Here is a 21,422-nt window from a genome sequence, read left to right on the forward strand (position 1 = left end):
AGATTCAGTAAGCGGTTTACCGTTATTTGCTCCGCTTGTTTCTCCGGCGATAAAGAAGCACAGGATTTACAGATGTGCGCCGCATGACCTTTGCCGGAAAATTTTTCGTTATAAAGCTACGATACGTTCGTCATCCATCCAAACACCTCCATTCGGTTTATTATCTTGAAAGGCCCTTCAACTATCTACTCGCAAAAAACTGAAATCCATTGCATGAAAATCTCTTTGAATGATAGCACAGATAAGTGAAAAGTGGGAGCAGAAATGTAAATCAAGCGTTCAATTGCAACACCACTATTGACAAACTCGATATTCGAGTTATAATAGAGGCAGAAGAACTCGATTATCGAGAAACAAGGGGGTGTAACGATGGCGCGCGAAAAGTTCAAGACACTGACAGAGCAGATGTTTTATATTTTGCTTTGTCTCCAGGAGGAGTGCCGTGGCATGGACATTCTGGAAATGGTACGGACGCTTACAGATGGCCGCGTCACCATTGGCTCCGGTACACTCTACGACCTTCTGGAGTTGTTTGTGAAAGAGGAAGTCATCAGAGAAACGAAGGCCGAGGGACGCCGTCGCAGCTATATCATCACAGAGAAAGGTCAGCAAATGCTGGACAAAGAGTATCAGCGTCTTCAGGCCCAGACCGCCGACTATGACCGCATCCGCAGAAAGGGGGCGCAATCATGAAAGACACCAAGAAGATCCTTTGCCACTTTTCCTTTTATGACCAAGTCAGGATTCAGGAAAAGCTGGAGGAGATGGCTGAAAAGGGATGGATGGTCCATCAGCCCGGAAACTTTACTTGGACATTCAAACGCATGGAGCCAAAGAAGCTCCGTTTCTCTGTCACCTATTTCCCCAACGGCTCCGAGTTTGATCCAGGCCCCACGGAAAGCGAACTGACCAAGCTGGACTTCTGCGCCCAGGATGGATGGACGCTGGCTGTACGGTGGGGTGTCATGCAGATTTTCTACAACGAGAATGAAAACGCCGTTCCCATCGAAACAGAGCCGGTGGCACAGGTCGAAAATGCAAAGAAGTCCATGCGGAAGAATGTTCTGTTCTCGCACCTCATGATTGTCGCCTTGATCATTTACTATATGGTCATGCAATACAGTATGTTCCGCCGTGATCCAGTTGAGTATCTCTCCAGTCCTCTTAAAGCATATCAGATTCCCATGTGGATCTGCCTGTTGCTGGCAAGCCTATACGAACTGTGGTTCTATTTCCATTGGACACACAAGGCGAAGAAAATGGCTGAGGAGGATGGTGTCTTTCTTCCTATCAAAAGCAACATCAGAGCGAGCTATATCCTTCTGGCATTTTCAACCTTACTGATCCTGTTTGCCTTTGGCAGTTCCAAGAAGTATCTGATTTTCGGTCTCTGTTGGAGCGGTATCATGTTTCTCATTGCCTGCTCTGCCAATGTGATTAAAAAGAAACTTCGGCGAAAAGGAGTATCCCGCGGCACAAACATGGCTGTATCTCTCGGCAGCGTGTTCCTGCTCACCATCCTCGCTCTTGGTATCCTGGTGTCCGTCATCATTGGCAGCGGCATTAGTTTGACCGGGGGTGGAAACGCTGTTGGAACCTACGAGCATAACGGAATGATATGGGACATCTACGATGATCCACTGCCTTTGACTGTCGAGGACTTAACAGAAATTGATGGCAACTGGTCAAAAGAGATGGATCATCAGGAAACGGGTATTATTGCCTACACGGAATATGAGCAGCGTGCCTTGTATACCGAACCCCGTGAAGTGCCGAATCTGAGCTATGCCATCATCGACATCAAGGCGACATTCCTCCGTGACTATATCCGTCAGGCGGTTCTGAACTCCCGGCAGGATGAGGTGCATGATGGTTTCGTCTTTACCGACCATTATGAGCCAGTGGATGCCACTATCTGGGATGCCGATGAAGCCTATCAAGTCCACTGGAGCGACAGTGTTCTGGATACCTATCTGTTGTTCTGGGATAACCGTATTGTGGAAATCAAGTTCTACTGGGAACCGACAGTCGAGCAGATAGCAACAGCCGCAGAAATACTGAGTCAATCTTAAACAATGAAAGCGAAACCCGCAGGTTACGCCTGCGGGTTTCATTTTACTTGGCTCGTTTCTTCATATAGACCAGGAAGGCTGCCACCAGCTCGATGGGATAAAGCACGCAGTAGATCATGTTCACCGCTTCGTGCCTTGCCCAGCCCACCCGGTTGTCACTCTCAGTAATTACTGTGATTGGAAGAACGGTGCCGTCCTTTGCCTCGTAACGCACCCGTGCAACCTGATCATTGCGACGGATGTATTCACAGACCACATCACCATTCTTGTCAACCAGCGTTTCTCTTCTGGCCTCCTCCTCGGTGATCTCGTTGCCGTTTTCATCGTACCATGTCTCATCCTCAACAGAGTCCGATGGCGGGTCCGCCGGGATTGGTACAGCTGAGTGTTCTGCATGGCTGGTTGAGGAATAATCATAGGGGACATCCTGCTCCATGTAGGTCACAAAGCTGTCGTAATCCTCGAAGGTGGTGCCAGGGGACAAATTAGCGGCGCTCCAGATCATCTCCATGCCGAAGGCGTGAAAGGCCAGGGTGCAGGCCAAAGCGATTGCGCCGCCTACCACACACTTGCGCTTGAGGTTGTGGTTATGCCAGTATTTCTCTGACTCCTTTTCACCGAGAGAATACACACCCTTCCGGATATGTGAGCCGTTCAGATTCCAGCAAATGATGGCATAGACCAGCAGGAACAGCACCATGCCTGGAATGCCAAAGAGCAGCAGGCTATCAAGGCCAAGGCCCATAAAAGCATCCACCAACATCAATGGTAAGGTGAACCCGACAAAACAGACCGTCACACCAATAGACTTTTCCGCAAGCCAGTACACATTCCGCTTGAAATCGGAGAGATCCGTCTCGCTCAGTCCAGCATCCTCTACGCTGAGCAGCGCCCGGTTGCTGAACACTGCCTGACAGACGATGCTGGCGGCAAAGAAGATGGCTCCGAGCAGGAAGCCCAGAATGGCCTGCAGGAACGCCAGATTACAGATCAGGGCCACGATCATACCCACCACTGAAACGCCAATGGCGATGTAGGTGTAGGTCTGATATTTTGAAAAGGTGGACTTCAATAAACGCTGTCTTTGTTTTTCACCCTTGGCTGTTGGTTCGCTTTGTTCGGTGGCTTCGGCTCGCTCTTCCTGGGACTTGCGTTCTCCCCGAAGCAGTTCATCACAAGTGACACCGAAGATCTCCGCCATGACGGGGATGGCCGCCAGGTCTGGGTCCCCGTCATCCCGCTCCCAACGGCTAATGGTCTTATCAGATACATTCAGTCGGTCGGCAAGATCCTTCTGTGTCATGCCGTTGGCTTTTCTTAACGCGGCGATAAAGCCGCCAATAGTTTTCTTTTCCATAGTTATCCTCCTCTTGGATGGGCAGGGTGGATTGCTTTCTTCGCCTTAATTCTACGGTTTAGAGGGCGAGAATGCCACCCAAGAGACTCAGAATCTCTCTCGAAATCCGAGAATTGCAGGATTTTGCCCTATGAGAGCAACGGTTCCATGTCTTCATCGTTTGTCAGATTGCCGTCACCGCTCACAGGAATCACCTCACCCAGATACGTCGGGGCAGGTTTCAGAATGCTCGTTGCAAAGTCCTTGTTCCGAGCCAGTATCTCACGCAGCTCACGGTATGCCTGTCCCACATAAGTATGATAATCTGCGGCAACACCATACGCCTCCACGCCAAGGGCGTTTGCAACATGGAGCGCACGATAGAGGTGATATTCCTGCGTGACAATGATGATCTTATCAGCAGCAAAGACATCTCTTGCCCGGAAGATACTTTCATAGGTGGAGAAGCCAGCATGATCCATGAAAATATCCTCAGAGGGGATGCCTTCTTCCATGGCCTCCAGTTTCATGGCCTTGACCTCGTTGTAATCCTTCTGACCATGGTCGCCGCTCATGAGCAGCTTCGGTGATGCACCGGACTGGTACAGTTCAATGCCTCTGCGGAGCCGATCCGCCAGCATATCGCTGGGTCTGCCACTGTCGTGGACATAGCAACCCAACACCAGGATGCAATCAACATCCGTCAGTGCGGCAGCTTCTTCGGGAGAAAGGATTTGGTCTGCAGTACTTTTCTTCACATGACCGTTGATACCGAAAACGGTAATGCCACCGGCTATAACCAAACAGAGCAACACGATGAAAAGGCGCTTCCATATTCTCTTTTTCATGCTAACCACGTTTCTCTCCTTTATAGGTACAACTCCGTCCCGTAGTGGCAGCTCTGGAACTTGCCATCCAGAAAGATATTGAAGAACGGGGTCATTTTGTTGTAGATTTCCGTATCAGCGGGTTTCGGCTGGCCGAGAAGCATCTGCACGAACTCTGGTGTCACATCACCGGTGATGATTTTGCCGTGTCGCCAGTCATCGTCCTTCAGACTGCCATATTGGAGTGCCAGTTCAATCCACTCGGTTTCTTCGATCCAGCAGTGTATCTCGAATGTCTTTGCACCGTCCAGCGCGGCTGTGATATAGGACAGCCACTTACTGTTGTCTACCTCCGAACGATCCAGCGTTACCTCTTTAAATTCAATAACCTCATCTGGAATGGGTGCAGGCTTCAAATCCATAATCACTTCAGACAACGCCTTATTCAAATCCTCAAGTAACATAGGGCAGCCTCCTTGCTACCGATAATCGGCCTCTATTACATCAACTCAACAGACTTTTCTTTAATCTGCTTTTCTTTGAAAGAAAGCTGCCATCTGACAGTATCAAATGGTTCAAAGCAGAAGCGAGATACTGCTGCATGAAGCTGTCCCTTGCTTTCCGGTGTACCCATAATAATTGCAGTCGGGCCATCTGCTCCGCCGATAATGCCGATAGCTTCAGCTTCTTTGGAGCTATATCCAGAAGTGCATCCCGGTATCACACGAGGTTCATCACTTTGCAGAGAATCGGTAATAGAAAACTCTGTCTGTGACAATTCCGGTTCCAAAGAAAAAGCCATGGCGATATGGTGGGGTGGATATTCCCGCTCTTTAAGGCCGGGGAATTTTATATCCATTTCTTTTGCTTCAAACTCTTGGACAGTAAGCGTATGCACAGTACCGGTAGTAGGATTCTGGAATGTATGGACTTCACCGGTCGCTCTTGTCTCAAAGGTTTCCCCAGGCGCGAACATAGGCTGGTGTTTCATTGTGACTTCCATGGTTACGATGTCCATGGGCTGACCATCAATCCAAGGGAAGCAGGAGCGCTGAATCACCCAGCAGGATGCTCTGTCCAGATTGTAGTAGTCCAAAATTGGCTCCCATTCCTGTCTGTCAATCTCATATCTAAAAGGCACATAGGCTGTGGAGCATCCACGATTGCTTCGTATGGGCTTCCCGTTGATAGTCATGTCCGTCCGGAAGTGGAAGCCAAGTGGATTTTCCAATTCCATCTGTCTGCGTTGCATCGGAGTAAACTGGAATTCATTTTCCGGTGTGACATTCCATTTATCCATAAAAGCTTGCAGTTTAGACGTATCCACACGCATGAGAATATCCGCCACCATACCCTTTTCGCAAGTGTAGACGGAAGGAATGTACCAGTCCCGGCCTGCCCACTGAAAATGCTTTTCCAGAGATATTTCATCGCAAGGCTCGCTCTTATGCTGACTTGCCCAGAAATTTTCCTCGTAGTAAACAGCCCATGGGGTAGCAGGCTGCTCACACAGAATTTCTTCTGCCTGTTCCAAATCCTCTGGAGATACGGTCTCATAGTATTCTTCACTGAATGGGATACTCTTGTAGTTAAAGGACTTCTGCAAGTCACGAATGTATTTGTAGGGCAGCTCTGCGGGCTCCAAACCTGTCAGCTCCATTAAACGCATAGCCGCTTCCTTGGTTTCCGGAAGAACTTGCTGCTCTCCCATAAACTGATCGAACTGCTCCTGAGACCACTGCCAGCACTGCTCAATGGCGGCGTCGCCATCACACACCAAAAGCAGTCGCAGGAAGTCATCAAAACTTTTGGCCACTGGATGCACATACTCACCAGGGCAATTCATGGGGCTGATGGCAAATATTAACTCGCCAAAGCCCTCGATCATGCAATAGTGGATACCATCCACACCCGGAGATGCGAAAACATCCGCTCCAACCGGTGTGCAGAAATATGTATAATCTCCGCCGCAGCGATCAAGGCCAAATGCGGCCAAGTCAAATTCTCTGTTTTTATATGCTTCGTAAGTGTTCATGTTCTGCTCCTTCATGTAGCGTCTGTTGGGACGGTAAAATATGTGTCATTTCAAAAGCCACTTGTCGCCGTTGGGCATGATATGGATATCGCCTGAATGTCGCTCCAGCTCGGTTCCATCCATAGCACGCGCCACGGTCTCTTCCCGGTAGTCTGGGTCCTCGAACCATTCGTTGAAGTACAGCTTATCCCCAGTACGGAAGTTGAAAGATTCCCGCACACCAACAGAGAATGCCGTCCTCTCCGGCCAGACGATCTCAAACATATTGTCCGAGTTCCGGGTCAGCATCAGAGGGTCGGTGTGGAGCATCAGATTGTAGCAGTTCTTCACAGCAGAGAGTGGAAGCAGTGCAACCGCTGACAGCTCATCTGGCCGGAAACGCAGTATACGGATGATACTCTCCGGGAAGTTCACTTCCAGCAGTGCCACCGCACCGTTGTCATACACCGGATAGCCCAGATACTGCCCAGCCACAGCAGGGACAGGCTCATAGACCGCCCCATCTGGATAGTGGATGAGATACAGTCTGTTGCTCTGCACCGGATGCCCCATGCGGAACAATTCTTCCGCTTCGTAAAGGTCACCATGGATGTAGTCCGTAGACCAGTACCATTCATCGGTGCTGCCCCGGACAAGCTCCATATTCGTCATACCCTGTAAATCAATCGTTTTCATAGGCGTACCTCACAGGATATCATCAAAGCTAATATTTGCAACCTCGTCTCTGAGCAGCTTATCGCCAAGTCGGGCATTTTCATACAATGCGTACCATCCGGGGAAAAGCTGCATTTCTTTGGTCTCCTCACAGTACAGCGACCACTCGCCGTCCTTATGGCTGACGAAATAGTGTTGGCCAGCGTGGGACAGCTCCATTTCCCGGCCAGTTTCCAGAGAGAGGAGCATCAGTCCTTCGTTATAGCGCCGCTGCCACTCGTTCCAGAAAGCCGTGTATCCATTCCTGTCAAACTCATTCTCCGGGATTTCCTTCGGGGTGCAGGAATCATAGAAGCGTTTGACTTTCTTGGCGAAATCCAGCACCTCGTACTGATATTCACGAAGCGCCACAACCTCTTCCTGCCCGGAGGGGAGAACAAACCGGATGGTATTGCCCTCATGGATGGTAGACCAATCTGTTCCGGTATCGCATCCGCTGATCTGCACTTCGGTCATGTTAACATTGGCAATAAAGGTATGTCCGCAGCAGGGGATCATCTGGATATCGTACTCTGCCATCAGCTTGTCCTCGGTCAGAGTTTTCAGCAGATACAGAGCGGTGGCGCTGATGGTGCCAGTGTCTTCGAGAATGGTATCACCGAACTGCACCGTAACATGACCATGCAGGCAGAGATCCTGTGGGTCATCTACCGCACCGCCGATCCACTGAAGATCATCAGCAGTAATTTTGAAAATGACCATGTCAGCACCTCCGATTGCTTTCTAAATTCATCATGGCACAGTTCACTCTGCTGAGGTATAGGCATTGGAGAACTGTTCAGTTCCGGACACTTCTCGATAGAAAGCAGCTGTTGCAGCCTGCTTATAGGGTCGTACCCACAAAGAACCGATACCGAGGGTCAATGCACTGAGAATATCCCAGCCGATGAAGCTGAACTGCATACAGAAAAGCCGCCAGCGGTTACCGGACATCATCTGCTTGGAGCGGTCGATGGCTTCGCTGGCCGTCAACTCCGGATGCTCCGCCAGTATGTACTCTGTCATCGCATAACTGTAACCGGCAATAATTCCTGGAATGATAAGCAGCAGTGTCCAAAGAAGAACATACAGGCTTTGCAGAAGCCGGGCCACTGCCGTCGTTTTCCAGTAGGAGAAGTATGCAAACAGGGAGTCAAAGGAAGGGTCGTGGCGGTCCACCAGCTCCAGGTTAAATCTGGCATAGCCGACCTGAATGATACTTCCGAGAACAAAGTAGATGACGGCTATGACGATAGCCGCCAGAGCGATGTATACAGCACTGCCCACAAGAAATGCGCCAATACCAGAATGTAAGCCGCCGCCGGTTGAATAAACAGTCTGCCCAGCAAAAGCAAAATCCAGATTGGCTCCGGTTTCGCTGATATTCAATTTAACCTGAGGTCCATCTGAGCCTCCGCCGCCAAGCAAAGCGGCGACCAGGCCGACAATCACCGCAATCATCCATTTGCCCCGCAGGGCGTCTCGGGCGATAGCCCGAAAATCTGATGCGTATTTCAAAGAAAATCCCTCCCTATACCATTTCAGGATAACACTTTTATGCTGAGCTTCCTGGTGATATCTCCTTACTGGATGCGATATCCAGAGGAGCACTTTTCGATGGCAAACGCAAATTTTTCTTCCTGCGATGCAAATAAAACCCTCTGGAAACCCACTTCATTTTTGAATGATACGATACGATTCGTCTCGTCTATCCAAACCGGATAAACCTTTTTTTCCTTTCTCTCTTTATCCATAGCCCCAATTAACCATTGCCAGTAGGAATATAGGGACGGATAGAGGCTGCCACATTACAGATGGGCATGGTCTGGAGCCACACGCGGCCAGGGCCGGTAAGTACCGTGTTGAACAATCCTTCTCCGCCCAGCAGTTTGTTCTTCATTCCGGGAACCTGCTGGATCTCCATCTGAACACCGGGGGTGAAGCCCGCCACATTGCCAGTGTCCACCACGATCTTCTGACCCGGTGACAGCTCGTATTCGATTAACTCGCCATCAATCTCTACAAACGCGGTGCCTCTGCCGGAAAGGCGCTGCATAATAAAGCCTTCACCGCCAAACAATCCGGCTCCCAGCTTTTTGTTAAAGTGAATCGAAAGATCTACACCGGACTCTGCAGCTAAAAACGCACTCTTCTGCAGAATCATCTCCTGGCCGGGAGCAATGGTGATGGGCTTGATCTGTCCGGGGAAACTGGAGCCGAAGGCGATCATGCCCGCTCCTTTGGCGGTATAGATGTTCTGGAACATACTCTCGCCAGAGAATGCCTTGGAAAACATCTTGCCAAGGCCACCGCCGCGGGTCTCCATCTGCATATTGGGGCTCATCCAGACCATAGATCCCCTTTCTGTAATCATCTGCTCTCCACTTTCCAGATTGCAGACCACAACAGGAAAGCTGCCACCCTTGATTTCATAACGCATATGTAAAACCTCCGTATCCTTAATGCTTAAAGCTGTGCATCCCGCACCAGCGTGTCCAGCTTACTCTTAATTTGAACCTGCTCCTGCTCCAGTGTTCTCATCATGGAGTCCAGCCGGGACAGGACGCTTGCGATTTGGCTCTTCGTATTTTGCACCTGGCTCTGGGACTGGTTGATCTTATCCAGCACAGCCCAGTCTGCAAACAAACCATCGAAGAAATAATCGGCAAAGCGAAGGAACCCGTCCACATTGACCTGCATATCCGTCTGGATGGTCACATCCGCAAGTTCCGTTTTGAACCGGCGCAGCTGGGACTGAAGCTGCTCAATGGCTCCCTGTGCTTCGTCCAGATGACTGTGCTTCGCAAGATCGGCGACCAGTCCTCCGCCAAACAGATCCCAGGTGCCCCAGCCTTCCGCACTGTCCAGACTGGAAAGTACCTGTTGTGTGGTGCTGAGGGCGGCATTGCCGGCCGAGATTGCTTCCTGCAGCTCCTTCTTCTGACTTTCGAGGAAAGCGTTGCGCTCCTCCAGTTTAAGGATCTCTTCTCCATTGGAGCCACCAGCGGCCTTGATAGCATCAGCTTTCTCTTTCAGAACCTCATCGTAGCGGTGCTCACAGCCCCGCAGAGCAGACAGCTCCGATTCATACCGGCGCAAGTCAGCTTCGACACCCTCCAGCTCTCTGGCGGCGGCATCGTATTTGACTCTGGCGGCGTATGCCTCCTGGCGCTCTTTGTCCAGTTGTTCGTCCATCTTACCGATCACATTGTAGAAAAATGCGGCAAGACTCCGGCCTTCCAGCCGGTCCACATCTGCCTGCTCCTCCAGCTTGATAGATTCCAGTTCCCGAACCTGTGCGGTAAGCGAGTCTCTCTGGTTGCGCAACTCTTTTATCATTGCTTCCAGCTGCTTCGACCGGGCCATTTGCTCCTGAAGCTGCTGTAATTTTTCATCGTAATACGTCATATATTGCTCCCTCACTTTCGCTCAAAGCTGAGGTATCTGGTTCCCTGGAAGGAAAGCTCACCCCGGTCGCCCTCGATGAGCATCCCGTATTCTGTTCCGTCCACTTGGAGCTCCATTCGGTCACCGCTATCCACCTGAAATGTCACATAGTAAGTGGTGGAGGTGTGGTGATGGTGGTGCCCACCGGCGCCGTTGTGGTGATGATGGGTCACATTGGTACGTTTGGCCACGATGGTGGCAGAAACAGTCAGCCTTGGAGAATTGTTGTTCTTGTTCCACTGGCTGATTCCTCTGACAGCGGTAACCACAAACATCCCAATCACCAGCACGAACACGAGTGTAAACATGACCCCAAACAGATCAAAACCCATCCCAAATCCAAAGCCCATCTTTCTTCCTCCTGTGCTTTTATAAAAGGGGCCTCACGTCACTGTGAGGCCCCCTTAACAGTGTTACTCGTTAACAGGCTCTTTGCCCTGCTCGGCGGGTGCTTCCTTAGCGGGCTGTGCCTGGGGAGGTACCACGACTACAGGGGCGGTCGCGTCAGCAGCCAGCTTGCCGCCGAGAGCACCCATAATCAGGCTCTTGATATCAATACCCATACCGGCACTGATTCCCTCGGTGACCTGTGTGGTACCATTGACGATGTCAGACAGCAGCTTTGCACTGTTGCCCTCACCATACATAGTGATCTTGTCGACCTTACTGAGAGGCTCAGCCACATTCTTAGCGATCTCAGGCAGGGCAGCCATAATCATTTCGATCACAGCGGCCTCGCCGTACTTCTTCATAGCCTCGGCCTTCTTGTCAATACCTTCGGCCTCTGCCAGAGCTTTCAGGCGGATTGCTTCTGCCTCGGCTTCACCGACGGCACGGATACCCTCTGCCTCACGCTGGCGCTCGATCATCTTTGCTTCGGCTTCCTTGGTGCGGCGGAAGAGCTCGGCTTCGGCTTCCTGCTCAGCGGCGTAACGCTGGGCATCCGCCTTGGCACGAATCTCGGCGTCCAGAGTCTGCTTGGTGACATCAACTTCTTTAGCCTTCAACTCGGCAGTACGCTCGGCGCGAGCAATATCGGCATTGGCGGAAGCGACCTCAATGGTCTTGCGCTGCGCCTGTTCCTGGATGGAATAGGCGGCATCAGCTTCTGCTTTCTTCACATCGGACTGCTGCTTCAGCTCAGCCTGACGGATCGCCAGAGATGTCTGCTTTTCTGCAATCTCCATCTCGGATTGCACCTTGGCGTCATTAGCTTCCTTGGCAGCCTGGGCCTGTGCGATGGCAATATCACGGTCAGCCTGGGCCTTTGCAACGGCAGCCCCCTTCTTGATCTGGGAAATGTTATCGATACCGAGGTCTTCGATGACATTGTTCTGGTCGGAGAAGGACTGTACGTTAAAGGAGATCATCTCCAGACCCATCTTTTGCAGGTCGGGGATGGCGTTTTCCTGTACACGCTCACCAAAAGCCTTACGGTCGGTGACCATTTCTTCCAGCTTCATCTGGCCCACGATCTCACGCATGTTGCCTTCAAGAGTATCCTGGACCCGGCGGATGATCATATCCTCGCTCTCGTTCAGGAAGAACTTTGAGGCCAAGGACATCATCTCTTCGCTCTGACCGATGCGGATTTTAACCGTAGCATCTACTTTGACATTGATGTACTCTGCGTTGGGAACGAAATCAGTGGTCTTAACATCGACGGAGAACATCTTCAGGGACAGCTTGTCAAGACGTTCCAGAAATGGAATGCGAATTCCGGCCTTACCAATCAGGATACGGGGCTTGCGAAAACCGGAAATCATGTATGCTGTATCGGGAGGAGCCTTCACATAGCCGATACAGATGATGAGGATAAGTAAGATAATCAATGCGGCGACACCAATTAAAATTTCCATTCTTTTCTCCTTTCTGTCTACCTGTACTTACTTAAGGCTTTCGGCTCAATCCGGTCGTTTCAGAATAGGTTGAATCACCCGTGCGGATTTTTGCTTGTACGCCTTCAATGCCAAGTGCTTTGGCATACATCGGGTGTTTCGAGACCTTATTCAAAAGCCGAATCGACAGGATTCTTTCTCTCACACTCAAAAGTACCACTTCCTTTGCTCAGATTTGGAAAGCCTCCTGCTTACGGATATATTGTACTTTTAACGCAGTGAGAAATAAACGACAACATTAGCAAAATAAGGGGGCGTAATTCTCCCACTGTAGAAGAATACCAGGCAGTCAGAATTCACTTTCGCTTCAGGGCCTTGTACTGCTCAACATCAATGACACCAGTAGCCAGCATTCGCTCAGACCACAGCTGAAGCGTCTCCACAGCGATGGATATCCGCTCCAGCTCCTCCTGTATGTAAATGAAATCCTCCAGTTCGTCCTTGGAAACCTCGCCGTCAACGGTGATTTCAATAAGGCGTTCCTTCTTTTTTTGCATGGAGTTCAGAGAAGCCAGCATCTCAAGCACGATCTGGGACAAGTCCTTAATTTTTACCTCTGGCACATACTGCTGTCCAATGGGGCATTGATTGGCGCAGTAGTAGTTGCACAGGCCGGGCTGCTTATATTTCTCCGCCATAAGAAGTACCTCGTCCGGATGGGGCAAGGTCCGCTCGTTTTCGATTTTCTCAATGCGCTCCGGTGTGATGGCCTCCAGCAATTCACTTGCTTCTTCACGGGTAAGCTGCAGGCTCTCTCTGGTTGTATGATATATGTTCTTGTTTTGCTTAGTTGAAACTCTGGCCATGTTCAATATCCTCGCTATTCATTATTTCAGGGCAATTTTTGAAAACACGAATGCAGACGCTCTATATAGCACTGAAGTTGGTTACAATCCAGCGTCTTAATTAGGGCAACACCGCATAATGCAATAATAAGCAAAATGTGATATAGTATCCTCATGGATAAGCAAATGAGTCTGTCCGCTCTGAGCGATGAGCTTGCACAGGTGCGGACAAAGAAAAAAGAATTTCTCGCACAGATTGACCGCATTATTCCGTGGGGAGAGTGGATTGCCCTCATACGTCCGTGTTATTACAAAGGAGAACGCGGCAACAAGCCCTATGATCTGGAACGAATGCTACGAATCTATATGCTTCAGAATCTGTACAATCTCTCTGATATGGCCACTGTTGCCGAAGTAATTGACAGCCGCGCCTTTTCGGACTTCTGCGGCGTTGAGTCCAGCAACCAGGTACCAGACGGAGACACACTGGGCCGATTCCGCAATCTGCTGATTGAGAACAATCTGCAGCAGCGCCTGTTTGCACAGGTTGTGGCTCTGCTGACGGAACGCAACCTTATTCTGAAGAAGGGCACGATTGTCGACTCAACCTTCATCGAAGCACCATCTTCCACCAAAAACAAGGACAAGAAGCGAGACCCAGAGGCGCATTCTGCTAAAAAGGGCAACACATGGCACTTCGGGTACAAGGCCCATGTGGGAGTTGACCACGAAACCGGCATTGTACACTCACTGGAAGTTACATCCGCCAACAAGCACGACGTCTGTATGATGGCAGAACTTTTAACTGGGGAGGAGCGGGTTGTCTACGGGGACAGCGGCTATCTCGGAGCCGAAAAGCGCACGGAAGCGGTAACCAGAAACAAATCCGGCAAACGCATTCATTACAAAATCAATCGTCGTCCATCCCAGAACAAGCACAACTCCAATCGATCCAGAGCACAGATCAGGCGCAGAGAGCGCGAGAAATCTTCTGTCCGAGCCAAAGTGGAACATGTCTTTGCTGTTGTAAAGCAGCAGCTGCGTTTCCGGAAAACACGATACCGAGGTCTGCGAAAACAGACTGCAAAATTGAATATCCTGTTCGCACTTGCGAATCTGATTTTAGCTGACAGGCCTTGCCTGGAAGCTTGAGTCAGTGCGCTCATGTAGACATTTTGGGGAGGTATCCCGATCATGATTCATGGTCGGAATTTCTATTTGCCCTCAAAACGTCATTTGTTCGGTGTTGCCTTAGCTTCCTTGCATCCCCGGAACGGGTGATATAAGTTTCGTCTCCGGTTTTCATATAGCCGTAAAGCTGATCGTAAGGTTCATACCCGGCAGCACGAATGGACTCCACAATATGATCCATAATGTTCTCGAATTCAATTTCCAACCGAACTGCCTCCCATCTGTGCGAGTTTTTTCAATAATTCGGGGTGAAGCTTTACTGTGAATATATCCTCGATGGATGCGTTAAACACTTGGGCGATTTTCCACGCCAAAGAAAGAGAAGGATTATACCTGCCGTTTTCCAGATTGTAGATGGTCTCTCGGCGCACACCTACCAACTTAGCTAACTCAGCCTGGGTCATCCCCCGATTGCCGCGGTATTGTTTGATTCGGTTCTCGGTCATCTCTGCACCTCCGCGTCATTATCAGCTTTCCGAGCAGAAAAGTGTGGTGCATTTCGCTCATAATAGAATCATACCACAGATCTTTTATTAAATCTACTGAACACCAATAAAACGAGGAAAATGGAACAGGGCATCGGTGCATCAGACGCATCGATGCCCTGTGGGTTATGAATAGAGCAAAACTCCTCTGTCCCAGGAAAAAGAGGATTTGACGAAAGTATCTCCCACTTCAACTGCTTTAGCAGGGGTTAGGGATCGTACATTTTTTCTAAGCGTACCCCCGAAAACGGTGTGAGTAGGTAATTGCACTATTTTTCAGTTTTTGGTATTCATCATTGATGCGATATTGATGACCCGTTTCATTTTCTTCTCCGCCAGTTCTGCAAACTGCGCCGCGCCGCCCCAGGAATGGGTGATGTAGGTTACGGCCATATCCGATTCCCGGATCATCCACTTGTTTCTCCAGGAGATAGCGTACCGGGGAGGTACAGATTCCAGCCTCTCCGGATAGAGCGTTTCCAGCGGCTCATATGTAGGCCATTCTTCCTTGGCTCCAGGCATATAGGCCAGAACGACATTGTAGGTGATGTGCGGATACTTTTCCTTCAGCATCCGCAGCGAGTGGAGAACGATACTGTCAAATCCACCTTGATTGCCTACCAGAAAGGAATCAACACCCTCTGCGATTAGCTCCGTCAGCACAGCTGTCAGGCGCTCTTTAATATCATGTGGAACATCCTTATGTCCAAAGAAACAACAAACCATATTCATCTCGCCAGCGTGTTACGCTGTTTTCAACCATAAGAATTAGAAATTTGCACCAAATTGCGCGACACAACATATTCTTTTGTATTATAGCATAAAATATTTGAGTATCCAATAGAAAACGGCGTATATTCTTGGAGTAAATCTACCCCTCCACCGCCTACAATATAAATAGATAGGTGGTGAGCATCAAATGGACACGCAATTCATACGCGACAGGATTAGCCAGCTGAGAATTCAAAAGGGTGTCTCAGAATATCAAATGAGCTATGACTTGGGACATAGCCGCAGCTATATTTACAACATTTCCTCCGGCAAGTCGTTGCCGCCTATGGCAGAGTTTTTGCAGATTTGCGACTACTTTGGGATTACGCCCAGTCAGTTCTTTGATGATTCGTCCGAGAACCCGGCATTGCTTCAGACCGCTATTGAGGAGCTCCGGAAACTGAACGATGATGATCTCATGCTTATCATAGGTAATATCCGTCGGCTGAATAAAGATTGACCATTCTGTGTGAAGTTGTGCCGACAGCATTTTGAATATTAAACAAACCGCAGGCTGTCGGACAACAAATTGTGTCGAGGGTCTTGCGGTTTTCAATTTATGTAAAGGAGGATGTAGCGGTATGTTTAAGCGGTTTTTCAAATCATGCGGAAACAATGCGACAGCAAACGTAGATCCTGGGGGCAACAGCCCTGATAGAAAAGAAAACCCGACAACTGAGATACTGACATCCACCAAGATATCACCCGAAAAGGTGGAGTTTGCTCTGGAGTTTGTGGATACGCTGGCCACACTGGAAACGAGCCTTCATACCAGCGATGATCCGGAGGAAATATCCCGTGGCGCTATGAAGATGGCTTGTGATTTTTACCAAGCTGACTGGTGTGGATTCCTGATGGTCGATCTTGATCTGGGACTCTGGACTCCATACTGCTGGTATAACACAAATTCTCAAGACAGAACCGAGATGCTGACGAGCGAGTATGAATCGGCAACAAAACTCCCCCGTTGGATCACGGCCATGCAGGACAATACTAAGGTCATGCTCCGAGATGTCAATGCCATAAAAGATGAAGCGCCGGAGGAATATGAAGTATATGCCCGCCTGAAAATACAGTCGGTGCTTGCAGTGCCCGTCAAACCGCGTCCGGTGGGTTTTCTCGCGGTACGGAACCCAAAGCGCTTTGGCGATGATGAACGGATGCTTCGTATGCTTGCTTATGTGGTGCTAAACGCCATCAACCAGCATTCCTATTTCGAAAGCGCAAAAATGACTTTGACGCCTGAAGGTATCCAAAGCGACAAGGACATCGTGTTCAACCTGTTTGGCGAGCTGGAAATCTATACCTCAAAAGGTGTTCTTCGGGAGCCGGACTGCAACGCTCCTAAGTGCTGCCGGGTCATTGCTTATCTGATGCTGAACCGTCGATCCACACATCCGCCGCTGGAGATTGCCGCCACCCTTTGGCCGGAGGACCAGATATCTTCTCCGGAAACCGTCAGCGGAAACATCCGGGGGCTGATATATCGTTTTCGCCAGGCATTTTCTCTGATTTCTGATTACCCCTTGATTGAGTCGACACCCAGCGGGTATCGTATTAACCCGGAGTTGAGTATCACGACCGATTATCAGCATTTCGACTGGCTATGGGATGCAGTACAAACCGCAACAGGAGTCCTACAAAAGACAGACCTTATCAAGCAGGCGCTTTCCATCTATAAGGGGAATCTGTTCGAGGATGCAGCTGGGGAGCACTGGATCATGCCCATGGCCAACAGCTACAATCTGCGGTACATCGGCCTTGTCAATCAACTGCTGTCTATGCTGGCTGAGGCCGGTGACTATGACAGTGTCCAGCGGTATGCGAACGAATCACTGGAAATCGCCCCAGGAAATGTGCGAGCATACTACTGGCTGGTACATGCCATGTACCGTTCCGGCGCTGTCGAGATGGCAAAAAGTGAGGTAGCCCGAGCCAAGAGCATTCTGACAGCGGAAGAATACAAGACTTTAGTCGAGTATTTACAAGAGGATTTTGGGACAAATCCAGCCTCCACATTTTCAAGTTAAAAAAGAGCATGGACTACCCATATAACGCTCATATCATGCGATTTTTCAGAAATAACGCTCATCCAACGGCCATATAACGCTCATCCAACGCAAAACAGCCCTATATAACGCTCATATAACGCAGAAAAACGCTCATCTAACACCTCCAGGATATGGTTTTGAGGCAAAAGCAAATTGCCTTTGAAATCTAATCCTGGAGGTTTTCTGTTTTGTGTCCGGATAACCAGCAGGGAGCAGCTACTTTTGCACCACAACGCAAAGGTAGCTGCTCCTTTTTTGTTTTCACCGTTCTTCCGCGGTGTCGTGGCCCTCCGCCCTGAAATTTGCTCTCACCCAAATTTCAGAAAACGGAGGAACACAAATGTTCAACAGAAAGAGTATCTATGCTCTCAATAAAAAAGATTCTAACGCCCTCGTCTACACAGACGCTGACGGCAATTTGATTCGCCTGACCCGTGATGATTTTGCCAGCGAGGAGGAGTTTCTGTGCTGGAAGAAAGTATCCGATGCGGATTATCACGGAGAGGAAAAAGCTGATCACCTGTACTATGACGGAACTCTGTCGCTTGAAGGTTTATCTGAGGAAGCAATAGCGGTTCCGTCCGCAGAAGAAGGTTACATCGCAGAAATTGACCTATCCGAAAGACAACTTCTGGGAAAGCTTTTGCTTCAAGGAATGGGCGATAAATTGACCGAACTTCAACGCACAAGGCTTTGGCTTTACTGCGTTGATGGCCTTTCGGAGCAAGCTATTGCAGAAAAATATGGTGTTGATCAGCAAAGAGTATCTAAGTCCATCGTTGCCGCAAAGAAAAAAATAAAAAAGTTTTTGAAAAAGAGGGGGTGAAAACCCCGATTTCCCCGCGATAGGTGAAGGGATAATTTTTCTCCCTGCTACGAACCTTGACAAATACTGCCCCAGGCGGTCATATCCGGCAACTTGAATACATTAGCTGACGGAGCCAGCGTCAGGCCGAGTGCGCGAAGACCACCTGTGCGGAGCATCTCCGCATCAAAGGACGGCCAAATAAGGTGCAGAGCGATACCCACTCAGGCCAAGACAGCATTGGCAAGCTGTCCCGCCATGATCCCGTCAGTCTACAATGATACTCCCGTACTGCGGCTTCGAGAGTTCCTCGGAGGGGTGAGAGTCCCGTGATGCGCGCCAGCGCAGCTCAAGTTGCCGCCCCGCCTGGGGAAGTAGTGTCAAGTACAGGCAAAGGAAAATATATACCCGCGCAGGTCACCACTATATATTATGGCCTGCGCGTATTCCTTTACTTAGTTCGTAGCAGAAGAAAAATATAGTGCTACTATGGAAAACACAGATTTTCACTCCGTGTATCGCGGAGACATATTCTATGCGAATCTCGAACCAGTCATCGGATCCGAACAAGGAGGCATCCGCCCGGTACTCATTATTCAAAATGACATAGGTAATCGCCACAGTCCCACAGTTATCGTGGCAGCGATCACCAGCCGCATCAAATGCCGCCGCTTGCCGACCCATGTAGCGCTGGACGGAAGACAGTGCGGTCTGCAAAGTGAATCCACAATCATGCTGGAGCAACTCCGGACGCTGGACAAGCAAAGACTGCTCGCTTATGTCGGCAGCGTCGGTAGGCGTAAGATGAATGAGGTGGACAAAGCACTTGAAATAAGCGTCGGTACAGCAAAAAAGATGTTGCATCTTTAAGGCGATGCAGCGTCTGCCATTAGGCCGCAGTTCAGAAATGAACTGCGGCCTGCATTTATACATACAAACCAACATTGGGCCGCTCATGGTTCGATGGGCGGTCCTTCATCATAGGAGGCATCGCCATGAAGAAATACACCATGTTTGAGAATTACCCTGACGTCGTAGAGGTCGATGACCTCCGCAAGATGCTTGGGGGCATCAGTAAGAAGTTGGCATACCGGCTCCTGGCTGACCAGGAAATCAGAAGCGTCAGGGTCGGCAGGGCCTATAAGATCCCCAAGGTATGCATTATTGAGTACCTGATGGGCGAAGAAATGTGCCAAATCAAAATCTCATGACAATGCATATACCCAGGCAATCAATTCTTAAAATCACGCATGGTCGTCTGCCATATTATCGTAGAAAAATCGAGTGGTTTTTCTCCACTTGGAGTATAGCTATTCCCAGAGTCTTGTGGTATGTTTGGGGTGTCAATGGCAGGCAAAACGACTACTTGTTATTACGAACAGGAGGATAAAAATGATAACAGGCTGCCTGCAACAGAAAAATGGTTTTTACTATGCGGTTCTCTACCTGAAGGTAGATGGAAAGCGTAAATGTAAATGGGTTCCCACCAAGCTCCCTGTCGACGGAACCAGCAACCGCAAGGCACAGAAAGCTTTCGACGAGATTCGGCTCCAATATGAGCGGGATGAGGAAGAACGCGTGAAAAGAGAAGCAGAACAGTTGGAGCTGACCAAGAACACACATCCTGACGCTCTGCTCCAGTTCACAGACTATATTGAGAAGTGGCTGGGTGCCGCCCGTACCTCTCTGGCCACAACGACCTACCAGAGCTACTCCAACATGATTGAGGCCAGAATTGTGCCATACTTCAAGCCCCTGAGTCTTCAGGTTCGTGAGGTAACGCCCCAGCACATAGAGGACTTCTATCAGAGCATTCTGGATGACAATTGCACGACCAACACGGTAATCCACTATCACGCGATCATCCGCAAGGCACTTCAGACTGCGGTCAAAAAGGACATCATCCTGAAGAACCCGGCCGACAAGGTGGAGCGCCCCAAGAAGAATGTTTTCCACGGCAACTTCTACAGTGAGGAAGAAATGCTGACGCTGTTCGATGCTGTCTCCGGTGATCCTCTGGAACTGTGCGTAAAGATTGCGGCATACTATGGATTGCGGCGAAGCGAAGTCCTTGGCCTCAAATGGGATGCCATCGACTTTGAGAAGAAAACCATCTCCATCAGCCACAAGGTCATCGAAGCGGAAGTGGATGGCAAGTTTATCCCGGTCGGAGAGGATGTCCTCAAGACCAAATCCAGCTTTCGCACGCTACCGCTCATTCCGGCTGTCGAAAAGCTTCTGCTGGAAGAAAAGGAGAAACAGGAGATGTTCCGCCGTCTCTTCAAAAAATCCTATTGCAGAGATTACCTCGACTACATCTGCGTCGACCAGTGCGGCAAACTCCTGCGTCCCAACTATGTGACAGAACATTTCGCGTGGCTTATCGAAAAGTACGGCCTGAAAAAGATTCGCTTTCATGATCTCAGACACACCTGCGCCAGCTTGCTTCTCAGCAGCGGAATCTCTATGAAGCAGATTCAAATCTGGCTGGGACACAGCACATTCGCAACAACAGCAGATATTTACGCCCACCTGGACTTCACTGCACAAGAGGAATCCGCACATGCCATGAGCGGAATGTTCAGCCGGGAGCCGAAAGAAGTACAGCCCGCATAAAGAAAAAGCCAGCAGTGGCGAACCACTGCTGGCCGATGGCGGAGATGGAGGGATTCGAACCCCCGGACGGTTTGACCCGTCAACTGATTTCGAGTCAGCCTCGTTACGACCACTTCGATACATCTCCCCGTTGTATTTTCAAGGCTTTGCGGGTTTCCGTCCGGCTCAGAGCCGAGTGTAGAAACCGTAGAACAAAGCGTAGAAAAACCGTAGATATTCAATTGTTGAAAAGCGTAGATAATCCGGAAAAGCCCGAAATATCAAGGGTTTTCGGAGATGGGCCATCTACAGACCTACTCGATTTCGAGTCAGCCTCGTTACGACCACTTCGATACATCTCCCCGTTGTATTTTCAAGGCTTTGCGGGTTTCCGTCCGGCTCAGAGCCGAGTGTAGAAACCGTAGAACAAA

Annotated in this window: 25 protein-coding genes and 1 tRNA gene; 9 read left to right on the forward strand and 17 right to left on the reverse strand. The window is 49.7% G+C overall.

What is annotated here, in order from left to right; translation table 11 throughout:
* Positions 1–369 precede the first annotated feature (369 nt).
* Together ACTQ34_RS14280 and ACTQ34_RS14285 are read left to right on the forward strand one after the other, a co-directional pair.
* Positions 370–693, forward strand: coding sequence for a PadR family transcriptional regulator (locus ACTQ34_RS14280; RefSeq protein ID WP_441364385.1), 324 nt, complete (start codon positions 370–372; stop codon positions 691–693).
* Entirely contained in the window at positions 690–2,072 is a 1,383-nt protein-coding gene (locus ACTQ34_RS14285; RefSeq protein ID WP_441364386.1) for a DUF2812 domain-containing protein, read from the forward strand. Before ACTQ34_RS14280 ends, ACTQ34_RS14285 begins: the two co-directional genes overlap by 4 nt.
* A 43-nt stretch (positions 2,073–2,115) precedes the next feature.
* Here the strand turns inward: ACTQ34_RS14285 and ACTQ34_RS14290 are convergent, their stop codons facing one another.
* The 13 genes from ACTQ34_RS14290 to ACTQ34_RS14350 all read right to left on the reverse strand — a co-directional run bounded on the left by ACTQ34_RS14290 (position 2,116) and on the right by ACTQ34_RS14350 (position 13,114).
* Positions 2,116–3,429: a helix-turn-helix domain-containing protein gene (locus ACTQ34_RS14290; protein ID WP_441364387.1), complete on the reverse strand. Its 1,314-nt coding sequence runs from the start codon at positions 3,427–3,429 to the stop codon at positions 2,116–2,118.
* Positions 3,430–3,557: 128 nt separating this feature from the next.
* Entirely contained in the window at positions 3,558–4,256 is a 699-nt protein-coding gene (locus tag ACTQ34_RS14295) for a SanA/YdcF family protein (protein WP_441364388.1), read from the reverse strand.
* A 20-nt stretch (positions 4,257–4,276) separates the two neighbouring features.
* Positions 4,277–4,699 carry a hypothetical protein gene (locus ACTQ34_RS14300; protein WP_441364389.1) on the reverse strand — a complete coding sequence of 141 codons (423 nt, stop codon included), beginning with the start codon at positions 4,697–4,699 and terminating at the stop codon, positions 4,277–4,279.
* A gap of 35 nt (positions 4,700–4,734) precedes the next feature.
* Entirely contained in the window at positions 4,735–6,123 is a 1,389-nt protein-coding gene (locus ACTQ34_RS14305) for a hypothetical protein (RefSeq protein WP_441364390.1), read from the reverse strand.
* A gap of 192 nt (positions 6,124–6,315) precedes the next feature.
* Positions 6,316–6,945: a hypothetical protein gene (locus tag ACTQ34_RS14310; protein ID WP_441364391.1), complete on the reverse strand. Its 630-nt coding sequence runs from the start codon at positions 6,943–6,945 to the stop codon at positions 6,316–6,318.
* Between the two features lie 9 nt (positions 6,946–6,954).
* Entirely contained in the window at positions 6,955–7,686 is a 732-nt protein-coding gene (locus ACTQ34_RS14315) for a hypothetical protein (protein ID WP_441364392.1), read from the reverse strand.
* A gap of 42 nt (positions 7,687–7,728) precedes the next feature.
* Positions 7,729–8,481, reverse strand: a complete 753-nt coding sequence (locus ACTQ34_RS14320; RefSeq protein WP_441364393.1) for a DUF975 family protein — start codon at positions 8,479–8,481, stop codon at positions 7,729–7,731.
* 244 nt (positions 8,482–8,725) lie between these two features.
* Entirely contained in the window at positions 8,726–9,403 is a 678-nt protein-coding gene (locus ACTQ34_RS14325; protein WP_441364394.1) for a TIGR00266 family protein, read from the reverse strand.
* A gap of 26 nt (positions 9,404–9,429) precedes the next feature.
* On the reverse strand, positions 9,430–10,371 hold the full coding sequence (locus ACTQ34_RS14330) for a hypothetical protein (protein ID WP_441364395.1): 942 nt from the start codon (positions 10,369–10,371) through the stop codon (positions 9,430–9,432).
* Between the two features lie 11 nt (positions 10,372–10,382).
* Positions 10,383–10,760 carry a DUF2500 domain-containing protein gene (locus ACTQ34_RS14335; protein WP_441364396.1) on the reverse strand — a complete coding sequence of 126 codons (378 nt, stop codon included), beginning with the start codon at positions 10,758–10,760 and terminating at the stop codon, positions 10,383–10,385.
* 63 nt (positions 10,761–10,823) lie between these two features.
* Complete coding sequence (locus ACTQ34_RS14340; protein WP_441364397.1) at positions 10,824–12,269, reverse strand: flotillin family protein; 1,446 nt, start codon at positions 12,267–12,269, stop codon at positions 10,824–10,826.
* A gap of 31 nt (positions 12,270–12,300) precedes the next feature.
* Complete coding sequence (locus ACTQ34_RS14345) at positions 12,301–12,459, reverse strand: hypothetical protein (RefSeq protein WP_441364398.1); 159 nt, start codon at positions 12,457–12,459, stop codon at positions 12,301–12,303.
* A gap of 145 nt (positions 12,460–12,604) precedes the next feature.
* Entirely contained in the window at positions 12,605–13,114 is a 510-nt protein-coding gene (locus tag ACTQ34_RS14350) for an XRE family transcriptional regulator (RefSeq protein WP_441364399.1), read from the reverse strand.
* 165 nt (positions 13,115–13,279) lie between these two features.
* Between ACTQ34_RS14350 and ACTQ34_RS14355 the strand changes: the two genes are divergently transcribed.
* Positions 13,280–14,245, forward strand: a complete 966-nt coding sequence (locus ACTQ34_RS14355; protein ID WP_441364408.1) for an IS5 family transposase — start codon at positions 13,280–13,282, stop codon at positions 14,243–14,245.
* A 40-nt stretch (positions 14,246–14,285) separates the two neighbouring features.
* On the opposite strand, the gene ACTQ34_RS14360 is transcribed toward ACTQ34_RS14355, so the two are convergent.
* From ACTQ34_RS14360 to ACTQ34_RS14370, 3 genes are all read right to left on the reverse strand, one after another.
* On the reverse strand, positions 14,286–14,489 hold the full coding sequence (locus ACTQ34_RS14360; RefSeq protein ID WP_441364400.1) for an IreB family regulatory phosphoprotein: 204 nt from the start codon (positions 14,487–14,489) through the stop codon (positions 14,286–14,288).
* Positions 14,479–14,730 carry a helix-turn-helix transcriptional regulator gene (locus tag ACTQ34_RS14365; protein WP_441364401.1) on the reverse strand — a complete coding sequence of 84 codons (252 nt, stop codon included), beginning with the start codon at positions 14,728–14,730 and terminating at the stop codon, positions 14,479–14,481. The genes ACTQ34_RS14360 and ACTQ34_RS14365 overlap by 11 nt, the downstream gene beginning before the upstream one ends.
* 315 nt (positions 14,731–15,045) lie before the next feature.
* The gene (locus ACTQ34_RS14370; protein ID WP_441364402.1) at positions 15,046–15,495 is read right to left on the reverse strand and encodes an SLOG family protein; all 450 of its coding nucleotides are present in this window, start codon (positions 15,493–15,495) and stop codon (positions 15,046–15,048) included.
* A gap of 193 nt (positions 15,496–15,688) precedes the next feature.
* Here ACTQ34_RS14370 and ACTQ34_RS14375 point away from each other — a divergent pair, with 193 nt between their 5' ends.
* The 6 genes from ACTQ34_RS14375 (at position 15,689) to ACTQ34_RS14400 (ending at position 21,012) form a co-directional block, all read left to right on the forward strand.
* Positions 15,689–16,000, forward strand: coding sequence for a helix-turn-helix domain-containing protein (locus ACTQ34_RS14375; RefSeq protein WP_235254968.1), 312 nt, complete (start codon positions 15,689–15,691; stop codon positions 15,998–16,000).
* A gap of 121 nt (positions 16,001–16,121) precedes the next feature.
* The gene (locus tag ACTQ34_RS14380) at positions 16,122–17,570 is read left to right on the forward strand and encodes a BTAD domain-containing putative transcriptional regulator (RefSeq protein ID WP_441364403.1); all 1,449 of its coding nucleotides are present in this window, start codon (positions 16,122–16,124) and stop codon (positions 17,568–17,570) included.
* Between the two features lie 361 nt (positions 17,571–17,931).
* Complete coding sequence (locus ACTQ34_RS14385) at positions 17,932–18,417, forward strand: hypothetical protein (protein WP_441364404.1); 486 nt, start codon at positions 17,932–17,934, stop codon at positions 18,415–18,417.
* 468 nt (positions 18,418–18,885) lie between these two features.
* Positions 18,886–19,266: a type II toxin-antitoxin system PemK/MazF family toxin gene (locus ACTQ34_RS14390; RefSeq protein ID WP_441364405.1), complete on the forward strand. Its 381-nt coding sequence runs from the start codon at positions 18,886–18,888 to the stop codon at positions 19,264–19,266.
* A gap of 125 nt (positions 19,267–19,391) precedes the next feature.
* Positions 19,392–19,607 (forward strand): helix-turn-helix domain-containing protein, encoded by a 216-nt coding sequence (locus tag ACTQ34_RS14395; RefSeq protein WP_441364406.1) that lies wholly within the window; start codon positions 19,392–19,394, stop codon positions 19,605–19,607.
* 181 nt (positions 19,608–19,788) lie between these two features.
* On the forward strand, positions 19,789–21,012 hold the full coding sequence (locus ACTQ34_RS14400) for a tyrosine-type recombinase/integrase (protein WP_441364407.1): 1,224 nt from the start codon (positions 19,789–19,791) through the stop codon (positions 21,010–21,012).
* Between the two features lie 36 nt (positions 21,013–21,048).
* Here the strand turns inward: ACTQ34_RS14400 and ACTQ34_RS14405 are convergent.
* Positions 21,049–21,139, reverse strand: a tRNA-Ser gene (locus tag ACTQ34_RS14405).
* Between the last annotated feature and the right edge of the window lie 283 nt (positions 21,140–21,422).

The sequence above is a fragment of the Agathobaculum sp. LCP25S3_E8 genome (assembly GCF_052117165.1).
In the GTDB taxonomy this organism is placed as follows: Bacteria; Bacillota; Clostridia; order Oscillospirales; family Butyricicoccaceae; genus Agathobaculum.